The following is a 19,524-nucleotide window of genomic DNA, read 5'->3' as shown; positions in this document are numbered from 1 at the left end:
CTTCTGCGTGATCATTGCAATGCTCTACCACGTCTGGGTCGGCATGCGTGAGCTCTGGATGGACTACGTCAAGCCCATCGGCCTGCGTCTGGTCCTGAACACCTTCTCCCTGGTCTGGCTCGTGGGTTGCGCAGGCTGGGCCATTCAAGTTCTGTGGCGCCTGTGAGCCGCGTCGAATCGCAAGGCTGAAATTCATGACCTATTCCAAGAACGAGATTACGAAACGGAAGTTCGATGTCGTCATCGTCGGCGCCGGCGGCTCCGGCATGCGCGCTTCACTCCAGCTGGCGCGCGCCGGCCTGAATGTGGCAGTGCTGTCGAAAGTGTTCCCCACCCGCTCCCACACGGTCGCGGCACAGGGCGGTATCGGAGCCTCGCTGGGCAATATGTCCGAGGACAACTGGCACTATCACTTCTACGACACGATCAAGGGCTCCGACTGGCTCGGCGACCAGGATGCGATCGAATTCATGTGCCGCGAAGCCCCCAAAGTCGTGTACGACCTTGAGCACATGGGCATGCCCTTCGACCGCAATCCTGATGGCACCATCTATCAGCGTCCATTCGGCGGCCATACGGCCAACTACGGCGAGAAGCCGGTGCAGCGCGCCTGTGCGGCGGCTGACCGCACTGGTCACGCCATGCTGCACACGCTGTACCAGCAGAACGTCAAGGAAAAAACCAGCTTTTTCGTCGAATGGATGGCCCTGGATCTGATCCGTGACGCCGAGGGAGACGTCGTCGGCGTCACCGCGCTGGAAATGGAGACCGGCGACCTGCACATCCTGGAGGCCAAAACCGTGCTGCTGGCCACCGGTGGTGCCGGGCGCATCTTTGCAGCTTCCACCAACGCCTTCATCAATACGGGCGATGGGCTGGGCATGGCGGCACGCGCTGGCATTCCGCTGCAGGACATGGAGTTCTGGCAGTTCCACCCGACGGGCGTTCATGGCGCCGGCGTGCTGCTGACCGAAGGCTGCCGTGGCGAAGGTGCCATCCTTCTGAACAGCAATGGCGAACGCTTCATGGAACGCTACGCGCCCACTCTGAAGGATCTGGCCCCGCGCGACTTCGTGTCTCGCTGCATGGACCAGGAAATCAAGGAAGGCCGGGGCTGCGGCCCCAACAAGGATCACATCCTGCTCAAGCTGGACCATCTGGGCGCTGAAACCATCCACAAGCGGCTGCCCTCGGTCTACGAGATCGGCGTGAACTTCGCCAACGTCGACATCACCCGCGAGCCGATTCCGGTGGTGCCCACCATCCACTACCAGATGGGCGGCATTCCGACCAACATCAATGGTCAGGTGGTCACGCAAAATGCGGACAACAAGAGCGAAGTGGTCAACGGGCTCTATGCCGTCGGAGAGTGCTCCTGTGTCAGCGTGCATGGTGCCAACCGCCTTGGCACGAACTCCCTGCTTGACCTGCTGGTGTTCGGCCGCGCCGCCGGCAACCACATTGTCGAGTTTGCGTCCCGGAGCAAGGCACACAAGGCGCTGCCCGCTGACGCCGCCGACCGCACCCTGGAGAGGCTGAACCGCCTGGAATCCGACGGCAGCGGCGAGTACGCTCAGGATGTCGCCAACGATTTGCGCGCCTCCATGCAGTTGCACGCCGGCGTGTTCCGCACGCAGGCCAGCATGGATGAAGGTGTCAAGAAGATCGCTGCCATCGCTGATCGCGTGAAGGCGATCGGCCTGAAGGACAAATCACGTGTTTTCAACACCGCCCGCATCGAGGCACTCGAAGTGGAAAACCTGATCGAGGCCGCGCAGGCAACCATGGTGTCTGCGGCGGCGCGGCATGAATGCCGTGGCGCCCACACCGTCAATGACTACGAACGACCGGCCGACGATGCCGTGTCGCCGCTGGGTCGTGACGACGCCAACTGGATGAAGCACACCCTGTGGCACAGCGCCAGCAACAGCCTGACCTACAAGCCTGTCAATCTCAAGCCTCTGACGGTGGACAGCGTGCCGCCCAAGGTCCGGACGTTCTAACCCGCAGCCTCACACGAGAAGATCCATGCAAAAACGCACATTCCAGATCTACCGCTACGACCCGGAGAAGAACACCAAGCCCTACATGCAGACCATCGAGGTTGAACTCGACGGCAACGAGCGCATGTTGCTGGACGCCTTGATGAAGCTCAAGGCCATGGACCCGACGATCTCATTCCGTCGTTCGTGCCGCGAAGGGGTCTGCGGATCGGACGCCATGAACATCAACGGCAAGAACGGTCTGGCCTGCCTGACCAACATGAACACGCTCAAGGGCACCATCGTGCTCAAGCCCTTGCCGGGTCTGCCGGTGATCCGGGACCTGATCGTGGACATGACGCAGTTCTTCAAGCAGTACAACTCGATCAAGCCGTACTTGATCAACGACAACGTGCCACCGGAGAAGGAGCGGCTGCAAAGCCCCGAGGAGCGCGAAGAGCTCAACGGCCTTTACGAATGCATCCTGTGCGCGAGTTGCTCCACCAGTTGCCCGAGCTTCTGGTGGAACCCCGACAAGTTCGTTGGGCCGGCCGGTCTGTTGCAGGCCTACCGCTTCCTGGCCGATAGCCGCGATCAGGCCACTGGCGAGCGCCTGGATAACCTCGAAGACCCCTACCGCCTGTTCCGGTGCCACACGATCATGAACTGTGTCGATGTTTGCCCCAAGGGTTTGAACCCGACGCGTGCCATTGGAAAAATCAAGGAAATGATGGTCCTGCGGGCCGTCTGACGGAACCGATCAATGAGCGACGCCTTTCTCCCTCAAGGGGCGCCCGGCGAGTTGCTCGACGAGCGGGACCTGAGCAAGCTGCGCTGGCGGTGCCGGCGTGGCCTGCTGGAGAACGACTTGCTGATCGAGAGGTTTTTTGAGCGATATGCCGGCAGTCTGACGGTGGGACAGGCACGGGGATTGCATGCTTTGATGGAGTTGGCAGACAACGACCTGTTGGACTTGTTGCTCTGGCGCAAGGAACCCGGGGTTGACATTACTACAATGGAAATGAGCGAAGTGCTGGGGATGTTGCGTGGCGGGCGTGTTGGCGCCCGAGAGCAACTCGCCGGTTGATGGGCAAGACAATCAAGGAACTAAAATGAAACTTTCTGATAACAAAGCCACCTTGTCGTTCAGCAACGGCAGCCCCAGCGTTGATCTGCCTGTGTACCAGGGCAACATTGGTCCGGACGTCATCGATATCCGAAAGCTGTATGCACAGACGGGGATGTTCACCTATGACCCCGGCTTCCTGTCGACGGCATCGTGCCAGTCGGCCATCACCTACATCGATGGCGACAAAGGTGAGTTGCTGTACCGTGGATACCCGATCGAACAACTAGCCACCAGCTGCGATTACCTGGACACCTGCTATCTGCTACTCAAGGGCGAATTGCCCAATGACAAGGAGCGCAAGGACTTCCACAAGCTCGTGATCAACCACACCATGGTCAACGAGCAGATGCAGTTTTTCCTGCGTGGCTTCCGCCGGGACGCCCACCCGATGGCCGTACTCACGGGCTTGGTCGGCGCACTGTCGGCCTTCTACCACGACAGCACGGACATCAACAACGCCGAGCACCGCGACGTTGCGGCGATCCGCCTGATCGCCAAGATGCCCACGCTTGTGGCCATGGCCTACAAGTACGGCATCGGCCAGCCTTTCATGTACCCGAAGAACGACCTGAGTTACGCCGGGAACTTCCTGCGCATGATGTTCGGCACGCCGTGCGAGGACTATGTGGTCAACCCGGTCATCGAGCGGGCGATGGACCGGATCTTCATCCTGCATGCGGACCACGAGCAGAACGCATCCACCTCGACGGTGCGTCTGTGCGGCTCGTCCGGCACCAACCCGTTTGCCGCTATCGCAGCCGGCGTGGCCTGCCTGTGGGGCCCCGCGCACGGAGGTGCCAACGAAGCCTGCCTGAACATGCTGGAAGACATCCAGCGCCAGGGCGGCGTGTCCAAGGTTGGCCAGTTCATGGAACAGGTCAAGGACAAGAACTCCGGCGTGAAGCTGATGGGCTTTGGCCACCGCGTGTACAAGAACTACGACCCGCGCGCAAAGCTCATGCAGGAAACCTGCAACGAGGTTCTGGCCGAACTGGGCCTGGAGAACGACCCGCTGTTCAAACTGGCCAAGGAACTCGAAAAAATTGCCCTGGAAGACGAATACTTCGTCTCGCGCAAGCTCTACCCGAACGTCGACTTTTACTCCGGTATCGTGCAGCGCGCCATTGGCATTCCGGTCAACCTGTTCACCGGCATTTTTGCCCTTGCCCGCACTGTCGGATGGATTGCCCAGCTCAACGAGATGATCAGCGATCCGGAGTACAAGATCGGCCGACCGCGCCAGTTGTTCACCGGCTCCGTCCGGCGCGACGTGAAGCCACTGTCCCAGCGCTGATCCGCACTGCCTTGGCATCAACCCGCGCGGTGGTCACACCGGCGGGTTTTTTCTTATCCGCTCCTTTTTCAGTAGCCGCCAGTGACCGAATGATGCTGGGACGTGCCGAGAATTTTCCGCATTATTCTGGAACGACGTCGCACGGGGCTTGACCCCGCTCTCCCGCGGCTGCGGGGCGCTCGGATGTCACTGATTCAAGCCCGTTCAGGGCAACACACCACAATTGGGCAATTCTGTCATCGTCGTTAGAGACGACGAGAGCCATCCAAATAGTAGAAAATTTGAAGTCTTCTCTGATCGAGAAGACTTTGACACCATGAAGGTTTCCGAACGCAACTTCACCCGCCGGATCGATCTGACCTCATTGCAGCTGTTCGTCGCAGTCTGCGAGTTGGGCAGCATCGGCAAGGCCGCAGAGCGCGAATTCATCGCCGCGTCAGCGGTGAGCAAGCGCCTGAGCGATCTGGAGACCACCCTCGACACGCCCCTGCTCTACCGACACACCCGCGGCGTGGACTTGACCCCGGCCGGCGAGAGCCTGCTGCACCATGCGCGCTCGGTCCTGTTCAGTCTGGAGAAAATGCAGGGCGAACTCAGCGAGTACGCCGATGGGGTCCGTGGCCATGTGCGCGTGCACGCCAGCATCTCCGCCATCGTGCAATTCTTGCCTGAGGATCTCGGTGCCTTCATCCGTGATCATGGCGGCGTCAAGATCGACTTGGAAGAACACTTGAGCACCGAAGTGGTGCGTGCGGTTCGCGAAGGCGCGGCCGACCTCGGCATCTGCAACGCCAGCGCCTTGACCACGGCTGGCGCCAGCGAACTGCAGAGCCTGCCCTACCGGCAAGACCAGTTGGTGTTGATCGTGCCGGCCGGCCACCCCCTGTCAGGACGGGGTGCGCTGCCTTTCGAAGACAGCCTGGATTTCGACCACGTCGGTCTGCATGCCAACAGCTCGATCTACCTCGCAATGCACCAGGCAGCCACGCAAAGTGGTCGCGCCATCAAACTGCGCATTCACGTCACCGGACTGGATGCCATGTGCCGCATGATCCACAACGGCTTGGGCGTGGGCGTGATGCCGCGCCGCGCCTTCGAGCTGATGCATGGCGTCGGCGATCTGGACTGCGTGCTGCTGACTGACGCCTGGGCACATCGGCAAATCGACCTCGTCGCACGCGACTTCACCACCCTGCCCGTCACCGCCCGCGCCCTGGTGGACCACCTCGGACGCGACGCTCCCGGCGCGATGGCGGCCGCCGAATAAAATCAACCCCTTGCCCTGAAAGACGATGGAACGCATGACCTCGCCCACCCGCACCCTGTACGACAAGATCTGGGACGAACACGTCGTCCACGCCGAAGAGGATGGCACCGCCATCCTGTATATCGACCGCCATCTGGTGCACGAAGTGACCAGTCCGCAGGCCTTCGAAGGCCTGCGCCAGGCCGGCCGCAAGATCTGGCGGGTGAGTTCGGTCGTGGCCACCGCCGACCACAACACGCCCACCACCGGCTGGGAGCGGGGTTACGACGGCATCACCGATCCGATCAGCCGCGAACAGGTCACCACGCTGGACGCCAACATCCATGAATTCGGCGCCGCAGCGTTCTTCCCGTTCCTGTCGAAGCGCCAAGGCATCGTGCATGTCATCGGCCCGGAGAGCGGCGCCACGCTGCCCGGCATGACAGTGGTCTGCGGCGACTCCCACACCTCCACCCACGGCGCATTCGGCGCCCTGGCCCACGGGATCGGCACCAGCGAGGTCGAACACGTGCTCGCCACCCAGACCCTGCTCGCCAAGAAGGCGAAGAACATGCTGGTGCGGGTCGACGGCCAGACCGCCCCCGGTGTCACGGCCAAGGATATCGTGCTGGCCGTCATTGGCAAGATCGGCACCGCCGGCGGCACCGGCTACACGATCGAATTCGGTGGTTCGGCCATCCGGGCCCTGTCGATGGAGGGTCGCATGACCGTCTGCAACATGGCCATCGAGGCCGGCGCGCGCGCCGGGCTGGTGGCCGTGGACGAAAAGACCATCGACTACGTCAAAGGCCGCCTGCTGGCCCCAGGCACCGACGCCGCCACCGGCAAATTCGTGGGTGGCCCGGAGTGGGATCACGCAGTGGCCTACTGGAAGACGTTGCACTCGGACGCTGGCGCCCACTTCGACACCGTGGTGGAGCTCGACGCCGCCCAGATCGTGCCGCAGGTCACCTGGGGCACCTCGCCGGAAATGGTGCTGGGCATCGATGCCCGCGTGCCGGATCCGGACCGGGAGAAGGACCCGAACAAGCGCGGCGCCATCGAGCGCGCACTGACCTACATGGGGCTCGCCCCCGGCAAGCCGCTGAACGACATCACGGTCGACAAGGTGTTCATCGGCTCCTGCACCAACAGCCGCATCGAAGACATGCGCGAGGCCGCCGCCATCGTGAAGAAGCTCGGCCGCAAGGTTGCGCGCAACGTCAAGCTGGCCATGGTGGTGCCGGGTTCCGGGCTGGTGAAGGAGCAGGCCGAGCGCGAGGGTCTGCACGACATCTTCACCGCGGCCGGCTTCGAATGGCGGGAGCCCGGGTGCTCGATGTGCCTGGCCATGAACGCCGACCGGCTGGAGCCAGGCGAACGCTGCGCCTCCACCAGCAACCGCAATTTCGAAGGCCGCCAGGGTGCCGGCGGTCGCACGCACCTCGTCAGCCCGGCCATGGCCGCCGCCGCCGCCGTGCACGGCCACTTTGTCGACATCCGCCCCTTCGTCTGAAAGGATTTCCCATGAAACGATTTGCCACCCTGTTCGCCCTGGTCGGCCTGTTTGCACTCACAGGCTGCAACACCGTCAAGGGCGTCGGCCAGGACGTGCAGAAAGCCGGATCCGCCATCGAAAACGCCGCCAAGAAGTAAACCATGCAGAAATTCAACATACACAAAGGCCTCGTGGCCCCGATGGATCGTGAGAACGTCGACACCGATGCGATCATCCCCAAGCAGTTCCTGAAGTCAATCCGCAAGACCGGCTTCGGCCCCAACCTGTTCGACGAGTGGCGCTACCTGGACGCCGGCTTCCCCGGTCAGGACCCCGCCACCCGCAAGCCCAACCCGGATTTCGTTCTGAACCAGCCGCGTTATGCCGGCGCGTCGATCCTGCTGGCGCGCAAGAACTTCGGCTGCGGCTCGTCGCGCGAGCACGCGCCCTGGGCGATCGACCAATACGGCTTTCGCGCCATCATCGCGCCCAGTTACGCCGACATCTTCTTCAACAACTGCTTCAAGAACGGCCTGCTGCCCATCGTGCTGCCCGAATCCGTCGTGGCCCAGCTGTTCGACGAGGTCTATGCCTTTCCCGGCTACGAACTGACCATCGACCTGGAGCGGCAGGTGATCGTCCGTCCGCAAGGCGCCGAAATCCCGTTCGAGGTGCAGCCGTTCCGCAAGTACTGCCTGCAGGGCGGGCTGGACGACATCGGCCTGACGCTGCGCCAGGCCGACCGCATCCGCTCATTTGAAGCCAATCGGCTGGCCACCAAGCCCTGGCTGGCCCATACGGCAACCGTCTGAGCACTTTTCTTGCCATTCAGGCCACTTCCCAGCGTGGAATGGTCATCCATTGCTACTAATTCCATATCAACATGAAAATCGCAGTTCTCCCCGGTGACGGGATCGGCACCGAAATCGTGGCGGAAGCCGTCAAAGTCCTGAAGGTGCTCGGCCTTCCTTTCGAGATGGAGACCGCCCTGGTCGGCGGCGCGGCCTTCGAGGCCCACGGCCACCCGCTGCCTGAGTCCACGCTGAACCTGGCCAAGGCGGCCGACGCCGTGCTGTTCGGTGCCGTGGGCGACTGGAAGTACGACAAGCTCGATCGGCCACTGCGCCCGGAGCAGGCCATCCTGGGTCTGCGCAAGAACATGGGCCTGTTCGCCAACTTCCGCCCGGCCATCTGCTACGAGCAACTGGTCAGTGCCTCCAGCCTCAAGCCCGAACTGATTGCCGGCCTGGACATCCTGATCATCCGCGAACTGACCGGCGACATCTACTTCGGCCAGCCCCGCGGGCGCCGCACGGCTGTGGACGGCCATTTCCCTGGCGCCGAGGAAGCCTTCGACACCATGCGCTACAGCAAGCCCGAGATCGAGCGCATCGCCCACGTGGCCTTCCAGGCTGCCCGCAAGCGCAACAAGAAAGTCACCAGCGTGGACAAGGCCAACGTGCTGGAAACCTTCCAGTTCTGGAAGGATGTGGTCACCGAAGTCCATGCCCAGTACCCGGACGTCGAGCTGGAACATATGTATGTCGACAACGCTGCCATGCAGCTGGTGAAGAAGCCCAAGGCCTTCGACGTGGTGGTCACCGGCAACATGTTCGGCGACATCCTGTCGGACGAAGCCTCCATGCTCACCGGCTCCATCGGCATGTTGCCCTCGGCCAGTCTGAACAGTCGCAACCAGGGCCTGTACGAACCCAGCCACGGCAGCGCGCCGGATATCGCCGGCAAGGGCATCGCCAACCCGCTGGCTACCATCCTGTCCGCCGCCATGATGCTGCGTTTCAGCCTGAACCAGGAGGAAGCCGCCCAGCGCATCGAAGCGGCCGTCCAAAAGGTTCTGGCGCTGGGTTTGCGCACACCCGACATCTGGAGCGAAGGAACAACCCAGGTCGGCACAGCCCAGATGGGCGACGCGGTGGTGAAGGCTCTGGGCTGACCAGACGCAGGCACAGGCACAGGGAGAAACGGCTGCGCCGATAGGATTGTTGCGCGCGGCTCACAGGCGAAACACCGTGGCTTCGTTGTTGTAAGGCTTGCCAAAGGCTACATGCGCTAAAATCCAGCCTATGTTTGCCGCCCGCCTGTTCCCCCTGAACCCAGCACCCGCCGCCACGGCCGGTGTGGCTGCGCGCGCAATCTCCACCAAAACCACGACCATTAAGGGCTGATCCGGCCTGGTTCGTCGTGCGCCCTCCCCGGCCAGACGAGCCGGGCAAACAGTCTGGTCTGGCACTGTTTTCTTCATTTGAAAGGGCGTTTGAAATGAGCAAGTTGGTAGGTCTGGTCGGCTGGCGCGGCATGGTCGGCTCGGTATTGATGGATCGCATGTTCGAAGAAAATGACTTTGACCTGATCGAGCCGTTGTTCTTCTCCACCTCCAACGCCGGTGGCAAAGCCCCCGCGATGGCCAGGAACGAGACCACGCTGCAGGATGCGAACAACATCGAAGCACTCCAGCGCTGCGAGATCATCATCACCTGCCAAGGCGGGGACTACACTAACGAGGTCTATCCCAAGCTGCGCGCCGCCGGCTGGAATGGCCACTGGATCGATGCAGCATCGGCCCTTCGAATGCACAAGGACGCCGTCATCATCCTGGACCCGGTCAACATGCCGGTCATCAAGAACGCCCTCACCAAAGGCGGCAAGGAGTGGATCGGCGGCAACTGCACCGTCTCCTGCATGTTGATGGGCGTGGGCGCGCTGTACAAGGCCGGCCTGGTCGATTGGATGTCCACCCAGACCTACCAGGCCGCCTCTGGTGGTGGTGCGCAACACATGCGCGAACTCCTGACGCAGTACGGCACCCTGAACGCGGAGGTGAAAGCACTTCTGGACGATCCCAAGAGCGCCATTCTGGAGATCGATCGAAAGGTGATCGCCAAACAGCGCAGCCTGTCCGGCGCCGAGACAGCCAACTTCGGTGTGCCGCTGGGCGGTTCGCTGATTCCCTGGATCGACAAGGACCTGGGCAACGGCATGTCCAAAGAAGAGTGGAAGGGCATGGCCGAAACCAACAAGATTCTCGGTCTGGGCGAGGGCTTCGGCTCGGCGCCGATTCCGGTCGACGGGTTCTGCGTGCGCGTGGGCGCCATGCGCTGCCACAGCCAGGCTCTCACCTTCAAACTGAAGAAGGACGTACCGGTTGCCGACATTGAAGCCATGATCGCCGCCGACAACCCGTGGGCCAAGGTCGTCCCCAATACCCGCGACGCCACGATTCGTGATCTGACCCCTGTGGCCGTCACCGGCACGATGACGATCCCGGTGGGCCGCATCCGCAAACTGGCGATGGGCCCTGAATACGTCGGCGCCTTCACGATTGGCGACCAACTCCTGTGGGGCGCCGCCGAGCCGCTGCGCCGGATGCTGCGCATTTTGCTTGACGCCTGATCCGGGGAAGCGAGGCTGCGCAAGCCGTAACCTGGGGTAACAGCACGTTGCGACAAGGCAACATGCAACCGCGGCAAGACGCGGCACGATGGAGGGTCACTGAGTTAAACACTGTCTTAGCTTGTCAGCGTAAGGCATTGCTGTTAATGTCAAAAACCACTATTCAGTGTCGAGACTCTCATTCACATGATGAACAAATATCTGCTTGACGATCGGTCAGGGACGGCCGGCAAGACGTGGCGTATGTCACCTCCCTCGCACTTGCGCGCGGCGGCTGTTGCTGTTGCCGTCGTCCTTGGAGCATTCGGCTCCCTCGAAGCGCAGGCGCTGAGTCTGGGCCGCGTAACGGTCCTGTCTGCGCTCGGCGAGCCATTGCGGGCTGAGATCGAGATTCCACAGATCACCGCAGAAGAAGCGGCCAGTCTGAAGACCGGCATTCCAAACCCTGCTGCGTTCCGAGCTGCGGGCGTCGAGTACAACCCGGCTCTTGCCGGTGCCGCCATCACGCTGCATCAGCGCCCCGACGGACGCTCGTACCTGCGCCTGGTAAGCGACAAGACGGTCAGTGAGCCCTTTGTCGACCTGATTCTTGAGGCCCAATGGTCGTCCGGTCGCCTGGTTCGTGACTACACCCTGCTGTTTGATCCACCGAGCATGCGTTCGCCGGCGCCACTTGCGGCAGGAGCCCCGCAGGTATCGACACCATTGGCAGACAGTCCGACCCCTGGCCCTCAAACGCCGCGCGGCACACCCGCGCCTGCAGCCGCCCCGGTTGCAGCGCCTGCAAAACCCTCGCGATCGCAGCCTGAGCGAACGATCGCGGCGGCGCCGGCAAAGGGCTTGGATGCTGGTGGCAAGACCTTGAAAGTACAGGCCGGCGACACGGCCGGAAGAATTGCCGCCGCCAACAAGCCTACAGAGGTTTCACTGGACCAGATGCTGGTTGCTTTGCTGCGGACCAACCCCGATGCATTCATCAACGGAAACATCAACCGGATCAAGGCCGGCGCACTGATTGAGATTCCGACTGCGGAACAAGCCTCCAATGTCCCAGCAGGAGAGGCACGCCAGTTCCTGTCGGTGAAAAGCGCTAATTTCAATGAGTTCCGCCGCCGACTGGCCGACGCGGCGCCCGCGCAGCAGGTCTCGGCGGCAGACCGCCAAGCCTCGGGCCGTGTTCAGCCCAACATCGAGGAGCGGAAAACGGCGACCGCTTCGCCGGACAAACTGACCCTTTCCAAAGGATCGGTCAAAGGTGCGGCACCCGAAGCCCAGATTGCACAGGCGCGCCAAGGCAAGGAAGAGAAGGAACGGGTCGCCGAGTTGTCCAAGAATATCAGCGAGTTGTCGCGCCTCCAGGACAAGGCGGCAGCCACAGGGGCCGCATCGCCCGCCTCGGCTTCCCGTGGCCCGACGGTCGCGATCGGCAGCGCCGCCAGCGCACCGAAGGCAGCGGCACCTGCAACATCAACAAGTGCAGGAGCGAACGCTCCTGCCGCGTCGGCGCCCCCTGCCATGGCCGCCCCAGCCATCAGCTCGGTCAAACCCGGCACGGCCACCGCGCCAATGGCTGCAGCCAGTACTGCGGCATCCGTCGCTGCTGTGGCGAGCGCCGCCAAGCCGGCCATGCCAGCGCCCGCCGCCTCGGCACTGCCGGCCGCTTCTTCCGCCGCGGCCTCCGCCAGCGCCGTCTCGGGCACACCCGCCCAGCCCGCCGCCAGTGCAGCGTCTGCCGCAGGCAGCGCACCTGCAGTCGCAAACACTGCTGCACCTGCGAGCGCCCCGGCCTCCGCACCGGCTCCCAAGCCAAAGGTTGCGGCCGTCAAGCCGCCACCACCAGAGCCGTCGCTCCTGGACGACCTGCTGGAGAACCCGGTCATTCCGGCTGCCGCCGGTGGCTTGCTGGCGCTGCTGGCAGGCTTGGCGTTCTACCGAGCGCGCCAACGCAAGAAATCATCCCAGGTCGACAGTTCGTTCCTTGAAAGCCGAATGCAGCCTGATTCGTTCTTTGGCTCAAGCGGCGGGCAGCGGATCGATACAGCCGATGAGGCACCCACCGGATCCTCGCTCGCATACTCCCCCAGCCAACTGGATGCCGCAGGTGACGTCGACCCGGTCGCCGAAGCGGATGTGTACCTTGCCTACGGTCGAGACCTTCAGGCTGAGGAGATCCTCAAGGAGGCATTGCGGATGAATCCGTCACGCATTGCCATCCATGGCAAGCTACTGGAGATCTTTGCCAAGCGCAGGGACGTGCGCGCATTCGAAGCCCTGGCCGGAGATGCTTTCAAGCTCTGCGCCGGTGAAGGTGCCGAATGGGAACGCATCTGCGAATTCGGCCGTGAGCTCGACCAGGACAACCCCCTTTACCAACCCGGTGGACGTCCCAAGAACAAGGCCGGGACGGCCGATGCCAAAGAGCCCGTGGCCCCGTTCTTCGCATCCAGCACGATCCCAGTGGCACCGCATCCGCACTTCGCCCCCTCATCATCGATGCCGGTTGACCTCGACCTGGGCGACCTCTCGTTCGATAGCCCCAACTCGGCTCCCATAATTGCCACAGCGGCTGCTCAAGCCGATCCGGTGGAGGGTGTCATCTCGGGACCGGTACCGCTCGATGTCGAACTGGGCTGGGACGCACTGGCAACACCAACGGCTGAAGTGCCAAGCACACTCCCTGTGACAACGAGTCCGGTCTCGGTGCAACGAGCATCATTGCCGACCGCGCCACAAATCGCAGCCGAATCCGGGATGATCGAGTTCGACCTGGGCTCCTTGTCGCTGGACCTGGACCGTTCGATGCCTGCGAATGAGATGCCTGCTCCATTGCCGAGTTTGCATGGGTCGAATACCGACCCCCTTGAAACGAAAATGGCATTGGCACAGGAATTCCAATCGATCGGCGATTCGGATGGCGCGCGGACCTTGGTCGAAGAAGTGGTCGCTCATGCCAGTGGTCCGCTCAAGGCCAAGGCTCAGCGCTTCCTCGCCGAGTTGGGCTGAGGCGGACATGCCGCCACGATCACGCGCCCACCTGCCGTGAGACTGGCTCTGGGCGTCAGCTACCTGGGGGAAAACTACCAAGGCTGGCAAAGTCAACCCTCAGGCCAGACCGTTCAGGACAAGCTGGAGCATGCCTTGGCCTGTTTTGCCACGCAGCCCGTATCGACGGTGTGCGCCGGGCGAACCGATGCCGGTGTGCACGGGATCATGCAAGTAGTCCACTTCGATACGGAACTGCAACGCAGCGAGATCTCCTGGGTCCGCGGCACCAACACCTTTCTGCCCACCGATATCGCCGTGCAGTGGGCGCAAGCCATCCCGGATCACTTTCACGCCAGAGCCAGTGCCGTCGCCCGGCGCTACGTTTATGTGCTTCTGGAGTCGGCCGTCCGACCAGGCATTGAAGCCGGTCGTGCCGGATGGGTCTTTCGTCCGCTAGACGGTCCTGCCATGCGACAGGCGGTCACCCATCTCCGGGGGGAGCATGATTTTTCCTCCTTTCGGGCTAGTGGCTGCCAGGCGCTGTCGCCAGTCAAGACCCTCAGCCGCATCGACATTTCCCGCCGCGGTGCCTACTGGCGTTTTGACTTCGAGGCCAACGCCTTCCTGCACCACATGATCCGCAACATCATGGGTTGCCTGGTCAGGATTGGGCAAGGCAACCAGCCGGCCGAATGGATGAGGTTCGTACTGGATGCACGCGACCGAGATGCCGCTGCTCCGACCTTCTCGCCCGATGGTTTGTATTTCCTGGGCCCCGTCTATGAAACCCATTGGGGACTGCCAGAGCGAACCCCGGCGTATGATTGGCTGCCATGACAGCCCATCCCGCTCCTGACCCGGTGCCTCGCGCGCAGGCGGGGGCCAGCGCCCCAGTTCCCGTCGGGACTCCTGCACGCTCCCTGTCGACCCGCACCCGCATCAAGATCTGTGGTCTGACGCGCGAACAGGACGTCGACGCCGCCGTTGACGCCGGTGTCGATGCCATCGGGTTCGTGATGTATGAAAAGAGCCCACGGTACGTCACGCCTCTGCGCGCAGCCGAACTGGCCCGCCGCCTGCCGCCTTTTGTGACTCCCGTCCTCCTCTTCGTCAATGAAAAAACCGCAAATATCGTAGCAGCCTGCGACCATTTGCCGCTGGGAATGCTTCAATTTCATGGCGATGAGAACCCTGCGCAATGCGAAGACGCCGGCCGCGCATGCCATCGCCCCTGGTTGCGCGCTGCACGCATTCCCGTACAGGGATCTTCCGTGTTTGACTTGATAAAATTTGCCACTGATTACTCCCAGGCCAACGCCATCCTGCTCGACGCCCATGTCGATGGATTCGGTGGGGGCGGAAAAACATTCAATTGGTCACTGCTTCCACCAAGCGTCAACGCTCACCTCGTCTTGAGTGGTGGGCTCACACCTGCAAACGTGACCGAAGGCATTCTTCAGGTACGGCCACGCGGACTGTCGCTGGCCGTTGATGTGAGCTCCGGCGTCGAAGCCGTTGGCCCGGACGGCAACGTCCTCAAGGGCATCAAAGACCCGAAAAAGATTGACCAGTTCGTCGCCGCCGTACGCGCGGCTGACCGACAACCTGCCTGAAATCACACCATGTACGAGTATCAACAACCCGATCCGACGGGGCATTTCGGAATTTATGGCGGGAGCTTCGTCAGTGAAACACTGACTCACGCCATCAACGAACTGCGCGAGGCCTACGCAAAGTACCAGCACGACCCCGAGTTCCTGGCTGAGTTCAACTACGAGCTCGCACATTTCGTCGGCCGCCCCTCCCCCGTCTACCACGCCGCACGCACCAGCCACGAGCAGGGTGGCGCCCAGATCTACCTCAAGCGCGAGGACCTTAACCATACCGGCGCGCACAAGATCAACAACACCATCGGCCAGGCCATGCTGGCACGCCGCATGGGCAAGCCCCGCATCATCGCGGAGACAGGCGCTGGCCAGCATGGTGTGGCCACGGCCACCATCTGCGCACGTTACGGGCTGGAATGCGTGGTCTACATGGGCGCCGAGGACGTCAAGCGCCAGAGCCCCAACGTGTACCGCATGAAGCTGCTGGGCGCCACCGTGGTACCAGTTGAATCCGGCAGCAAGACCTTGAAGGATGCGCTGAATGAAGCCATGCGCGACTGGGTGGCCAATGTGGACAACACGTTCTACATCATCGGCACTGTGGCCGGCCCCCACCCCTATCCCATGATGGTGCGCGACTTCCAGAGCGTGATTGGACAGGAATGCCTGACCCAGATGCCCGCGATGCTGTTACGCCAGGGTTTGGCCGCGCGCCAACCCGATGCCGTCGTGGCCTGTGTCGGCGGCGGTAGCAATGCCATGGGGATTTTCTATCCCTACATCAGCCATGAGTCCACACGCCTGATCGGTGTGGAAGCGGCCGGAGAAGGCCTGGACAGCGGCAAGCATTCGGCGTCGCTGCAGTTGGGGAGCCCCGGCGTGCTGCACGGAAACCGCACCTACATCCTGCAGGACGACAACGGCCAGATCACCGAGACGCACAGCATCAGCGCCGGTCTGGACTACCCCGGCGTCGGTCCGGAACACGCATACCTCAAGGACATCGGGCGCGCCGAATACGTCGGCGTCACCGACACCGAAGCGCTGGAGGCCTTCCATTACCTGTGCCGCACCGAGGGCATCATCCCCGCGCTGGAGTCCAGCCACGCCGTGGCCTACGCCATGAAGCTCGCGAAAACGATGCGCCCGGACCAGTCCATCCTGGTCAACCTCTCAGGCCGGGGTGACAAAGACATCGGGACTGTGGCCGACCTCAGCGGCGCAGACTTTTTCTGCCGCCCGAGTTGCCAAGGACAGAGTGTCAAAGGCGGCAAACAGGCGCCAGAACAGATCGTGAAGGTGGTGAAATGAGCCGCATCGAAGCCACGTTGGCGACCCTCAAAGCTCAAGGCCGCAAGGCCCTGATCCCGTACGTCATGGCTGGGTTTCCCTACGCCGATGTCACGCCGGACCTCATGCACGGGATGGTTGCCGCCGGGGCCGACATCATCGAGCTTGGCGTTCCCTTCAGCGACCCGTCGGCGGACGGCCCGGTGATCCAGAAGGCTGGAGAAAAGGCGCTGGCCCTGGGGATCGGCACCACGCAGGTGCTGGCCATTGTGAAGGCATTCCGAACCACCGACAACCGCACGCCTGTGGTGCTGATGGGCTACGCCAACCCTGTGGAACGCTACGACCTGCGCCATGGAAAGGATGCGTTCATCCGTGATGCCTCAGCGGCCGGCGTCGACGGCGTGCTGGTGGTGGACTACCCACCAGAAGAATGCGTGGAATTCGCCGCCAAGCTGCGGGAACACGCCTTGGACCTGATCTTCCTGCTGGCCCCGACCTCCACCGACGAGCGCATGGCACAGGTCAACAGGGTCGCCAGCGGCTACGTCTATTACGTTTCGCTCAAGGGGGTGACCGGCGCCGGCACGCTGGACACCGGTGCCGTGGAGGCCATGTTGCCACGCATCCGCCGGCATGTGAGCCTGCCAGTCGGTGTGGGCTTCGGCATTCGCGATGCGGGTACGGCCCGCGCCGTCAGCCGCGTGGCCGACGCGGTGGTCATCGGCAGCCGGATCATTCAGCTGATCGAGCCTCAGCCGCGCGAGGCCGTGGTCGAGACGGCTGCCGCCTTCCTGCGGGACATCCGCTCGGCGCTGGACGCATAATTCGCCACGGCCTCTATGCCACTGATCCGATCCCGTTGGAGTCCCCCTCATGAGCTGGCTTGAAAAACTGTTGCCCCCGAAGATTCAGAAGTCCGATCCGTCGGAACGTCGCAGCATCCCCGAGGGCCTTTGGATCAAATGCCCCAGTTGCGAGAGCGTGCTCTACAAGACCGACCTGGAACAGAACCAGAATGTCTGCCCCACATGCAGCCACCACCACCGGATTGGCGCGCGCGCACGCCTGAATGCGTTTCTGGATGGCGAGGGGCGCTATGAAATCGGCCAGGAGGTTCTCCCGGTCGATGCGCTCAAGTTCAAGGACAGCCGCAAGTACCCGGAGCGGCTGAAGGAGGCCTTGGAAAACACAGGGGAGACCGATGCGCTGGTGGTGATCGGCGGCGCGGTTCACAGCATCAGCCTGGTGGCGGCCTGCTTTGAATTCGACTTCATGGGCGGCAGCATGGGCTCGGTGGTCGGGGAACGCTTTGTGCGCGGCGTGGAGACCGCGATCGAACAAAAGGTCCCCTTCGTTTGTTTCACCGCAACCGGGGGCGCGCGCATGCAGGAAGGTCTTCTGTCGCTGATGCAGATGGCCAAGACCAATGCCGCACTCACGCACCTCGCAAAGAAAGGCCTGCCCTACATCAGCGTACTGACCGATCCGACCATGGGCGGAGTGAGCGCGGGTTTCGCATTCCTTGGTGACGTGGTGATCGCCGAGCCCAAGGCACTGATCGGATTTGCAGGGCCTCGGGTGATCGAATCCACGGTTCGCGTCACCTTGCCGGAAGGCTTCCAACGGGCCGAGTTCCTGCAGCAGAAAGGCGCCATCGATTTCATCTGCGACCGTCGCGAGTTGCGCAAGACCATTGCCAATACCCTGGCCATGCTCCAGCGCCAGCCGGCCGACGCGGTCAGCTGAGTCCCGCGCCGGCATTTCTCTCAACTGCGGGGCCGTCAGCGCAACATGGACTGCTGCAGCGACGCCAACACCATGGCGGCCACCTGCAGCACCACCAGCAGTACCAGTGGCGACAGATCGATGCCCCCAACCAGTGGAAGGATCCGGCGAAACGGCGCCAGGAAGGGCGCGCACAGGCGATCTATCACCGCACTGAGGGGTGAACCAGCCTGGGTCCACGACAGGATGGCATAGACAATGAGCAGCCCTGTCAGGCCGGAAATCGCCATCTGGACGAGGCCAAAAACCGCCAGTAGGGGTACCCAGCCCACCGCGGCCAAGCCGCCGGCCAGCAACCACAGCAGACCGAACTGGGTCAGATTGAGCAGGTAGGCACCCACCAGGCTGGCCATATCCCAGCGCCCTGTAGACGGCACCACCCGACGCAAATGCAGCACCAGCCCGTCCGTCAACGCAAACACGAAACGGCCCACCGGGTTGCCAAACGGAACCCGCTGGTGCTGCATGTATAGCCGCAAGAGGCAGGCACCGCCGAACAGACTGGTGGCAACCTCGAGCACGAAGGAGATGATTTGATAAAGCATGGACGCTGTTAGGTGGGCTCGTGGGATGATAGCGACAAGCCCCTGCGCCTGCGCGCCCGATGAACCTGAAGCAAGTCTGCAGTGTCCGAAACACTCACGCTGTCGTCCCTGCCCCTTTTTCCCCTGGGCACGGTGCTCTTCCCCGACGGCGTGCTGTTGCTACGCATCTTCGAGGTACGCTACCTCGACATGATCGGGAAATGCCACAAAGCCGGCGCGCCGTTTGGCGTGGTGACTTTGGCGCAGGGCGCCGAAGTCCGTCGACCCGGCGGTGGCGCGGAGGTTTTCTACAGCGTCGGGACGCTCGCCACCATCACGGCGCTGCAAACCCCTCAGCCCGGCCTGATGACAATCCGCTGCCACGGCGAACAGCGGTTCCGCATTTCCAGTTCCAGGCAACTCAAGCATGGCCTGTGGATCGCCGATGTTGGACGGCTGGACGAGGACCTCACCGTCCCGGTCCCCGACGATCTGAAGGCCACCGCCGATGCCCTCGAGCGCCTGCTGGAGTCCCTGAAAGCCCGCCAGACCCCTGACAACGCTCCCCCGCCGCTCCAGGGGCCGATGCGCTTTGACGACTGCGGCTGGCTGTCCAACCGCTGGTGCGAGATCCTGCCCTTGCCGCTGGAGCTGAAGCAGCGACTGATGCAGCTCGACAACCCGCTGGTGCGGCTGGAACTGGTCAGCGACATCCTACACAGAAGCGGTATCACTGGCTGAGGTTCTATCTATTTCGATAGCTGGAAATG

At 62.7% G+C, this 19,524-nt stretch carries 19 protein-coding genes; 18 read left to right on the top strand and 1 reads right to left on the bottom strand.

Annotated elements, in window-relative coordinates:
- The 17 genes from sdhD to accD form a co-directional block, all read left to right on the top strand.
- The coding region (sdhD, locus tag ACMUOY_RS07475) for a succinate dehydrogenase, hydrophobic membrane anchor protein (RefSeq protein WP_413892074.1) at positions 1-166 on the top strand (166 nt) is incomplete at its 5' end.
- 28 nt (positions 167-194) lie between these two features.
- Entirely contained in the window at positions 195-2,003 is a 1,809-nt protein-coding gene (sdhA, locus tag ACMUOY_RS07470) for a succinate dehydrogenase flavoprotein subunit (protein WP_413892071.1), read from the top strand.
- Positions 2,004-2,028: 25 nt separating this feature from the next.
- Positions 2,029-2,733 carry a succinate dehydrogenase iron-sulfur subunit gene (locus ACMUOY_RS07465; protein WP_413892070.1) on the top strand — a complete coding sequence of 235 codons (705 nt, stop codon included), beginning with the start codon at positions 2,029-2,031 and terminating at the stop codon, positions 2,731-2,733.
- A 12-nt stretch (positions 2,734-2,745) separates the two neighbouring features.
- The gene (locus ACMUOY_RS07460) at positions 2,746-3,069 is read left to right on the top strand and encodes a succinate dehydrogenase assembly factor 2 (RefSeq protein ID WP_413892069.1); all 324 of its coding nucleotides are present in this window, start codon (positions 2,746-2,748) and stop codon (positions 3,067-3,069) included.
- A 25-nt stretch (positions 3,070-3,094) separates the two neighbouring features.
- Positions 3,095-4,405, top strand: coding sequence for a citrate synthase (locus ACMUOY_RS07455; protein ID WP_413892068.1), 1,311 nt, complete (start codon positions 3,095-3,097; stop codon positions 4,403-4,405).
- A gap of 316 nt (positions 4,406-4,721) precedes the next feature.
- Positions 4,722-5,672 carry a LysR family transcriptional regulator gene (locus ACMUOY_RS07450; RefSeq protein ID WP_413892067.1) on the top strand — a complete coding sequence of 317 codons (951 nt, stop codon included), beginning with the start codon at positions 4,722-4,724 and terminating at the stop codon, positions 5,670-5,672.
- Between the two features lie 34 nt (positions 5,673-5,706).
- On the top strand, positions 5,707-7,167 hold the full coding sequence (leuC, locus tag ACMUOY_RS07445; protein WP_413892066.1) for a 3-isopropylmalate dehydratase large subunit: 1,461 nt from the start codon (positions 5,707-5,709) through the stop codon (positions 7,165-7,167).
- 11 nt (positions 7,168-7,178) lie between these two features.
- Complete coding sequence (locus ACMUOY_RS07440; protein ID WP_413892065.1) at positions 7,179-7,307, top strand: entericidin A/B family lipoprotein; 129 nt, start codon at positions 7,179-7,181, stop codon at positions 7,305-7,307.
- Positions 7,308-7,310: 3 nt separating this feature from the next.
- Positions 7,311-7,961: a 3-isopropylmalate dehydratase small subunit gene (gene leuD, locus ACMUOY_RS07435; RefSeq protein WP_413892064.1), complete on the top strand. Its 651-nt coding sequence runs from the start codon at positions 7,311-7,313 to the stop codon at positions 7,959-7,961.
- Positions 7,962-8,032: 71 nt separating this feature from the next.
- Positions 8,033-9,103, top strand: coding sequence for a 3-isopropylmalate dehydrogenase (gene leuB / locus ACMUOY_RS07430; protein ID WP_413892063.1), 1,071 nt, complete (start codon positions 8,033-8,035; stop codon positions 9,101-9,103).
- A 326-nt stretch (positions 9,104-9,429) separates the two neighbouring features.
- Positions 9,430-10,560, top strand: coding sequence for an aspartate-semialdehyde dehydrogenase (asd, locus tag ACMUOY_RS07425; protein ID WP_413892062.1), 1,131 nt, complete (start codon positions 9,430-9,432; stop codon positions 10,558-10,560).
- Positions 10,561-10,749: 189 nt separating this feature from the next.
- Positions 10,750-13,563, top strand: coding sequence for a FimV/HubP family polar landmark protein (locus tag ACMUOY_RS07420; protein ID WP_413892061.1), 2,814 nt, complete (start codon positions 10,750-10,752; stop codon positions 13,561-13,563).
- Positions 13,564-13,599: 36 nt separating this feature from the next.
- Entirely contained in the window at positions 13,600-14,382 is a 783-nt protein-coding gene (gene truA / locus ACMUOY_RS07415; protein ID WP_413892060.1) for a tRNA pseudouridine(38-40) synthase TruA, read from the top strand.
- Positions 14,370-15,158: a phosphoribosylanthranilate isomerase gene (locus ACMUOY_RS07410; protein WP_413892059.1), complete on the top strand. Its 789-nt coding sequence runs from the start codon at positions 14,370-14,372 to the stop codon at positions 15,156-15,158. The genes truA and ACMUOY_RS07410 overlap by 13 nt, the downstream gene beginning before the upstream one ends.
- Positions 15,159-15,167: 9 nt before the next feature.
- Positions 15,168-16,463, top strand: a complete 1,296-nt coding sequence (gene trpB, locus ACMUOY_RS07405) for a tryptophan synthase subunit beta (protein ID WP_413892058.1) — start codon at positions 15,168-15,170, stop codon at positions 16,461-16,463.
- Entirely contained in the window at positions 16,460-17,269 is an 810-nt protein-coding gene (trpA, locus tag ACMUOY_RS07400; RefSeq protein WP_413892057.1) for a tryptophan synthase subunit alpha, read from the top strand. Before trpB ends, trpA begins: the two co-directional genes overlap by 4 nt.
- A 49-nt stretch (positions 17,270-17,318) precedes the next feature.
- Complete coding sequence (gene accD / locus ACMUOY_RS07395; protein WP_413892056.1) at positions 17,319-18,191, top strand: acetyl-CoA carboxylase carboxyltransferase subunit beta; 873 nt, start codon at positions 17,319-17,321, stop codon at positions 18,189-18,191.
- Positions 18,192-18,226: 35 nt separating this feature from the next.
- Here accD and ACMUOY_RS07390 read toward each other — a convergent pair whose 3' ends face one another.
- Positions 18,227-18,775 carry a YggT family protein gene (locus ACMUOY_RS07390; RefSeq protein WP_413892055.1) on the bottom strand — a complete coding sequence of 183 codons (549 nt, stop codon included), beginning with the start codon at positions 18,773-18,775 and terminating at the stop codon, positions 18,227-18,229.
- Positions 18,776-18,856: 81 nt separating this feature from the next.
- Here ACMUOY_RS07390 and ACMUOY_RS07385 point away from each other — a divergent pair, with 81 nt between their 5' ends.
- Positions 18,857-19,495: an LON peptidase substrate-binding domain-containing protein gene (locus tag ACMUOY_RS07385; protein ID WP_413892054.1), complete on the top strand. Its 639-nt coding sequence runs from the start codon at positions 18,857-18,859 to the stop codon at positions 19,493-19,495.
- The last annotated feature ends 29 nt before the right edge of the window (positions 19,496-19,524 follow it).

The sequence above is a fragment of the Candidatus Skiveiella danica genome (assembly GCF_022705245.1).
In the GTDB taxonomy this organism is placed as follows: Bacteria; Pseudomonadota; Gammaproteobacteria; order Burkholderiales; family Burkholderiaceae_C; genus Skiveiella; species Skiveiella danica.
Note: the sequence above shows the minus strand (reverse complement) of the source record. Positions and strands in the feature narration are given on the sequence as shown.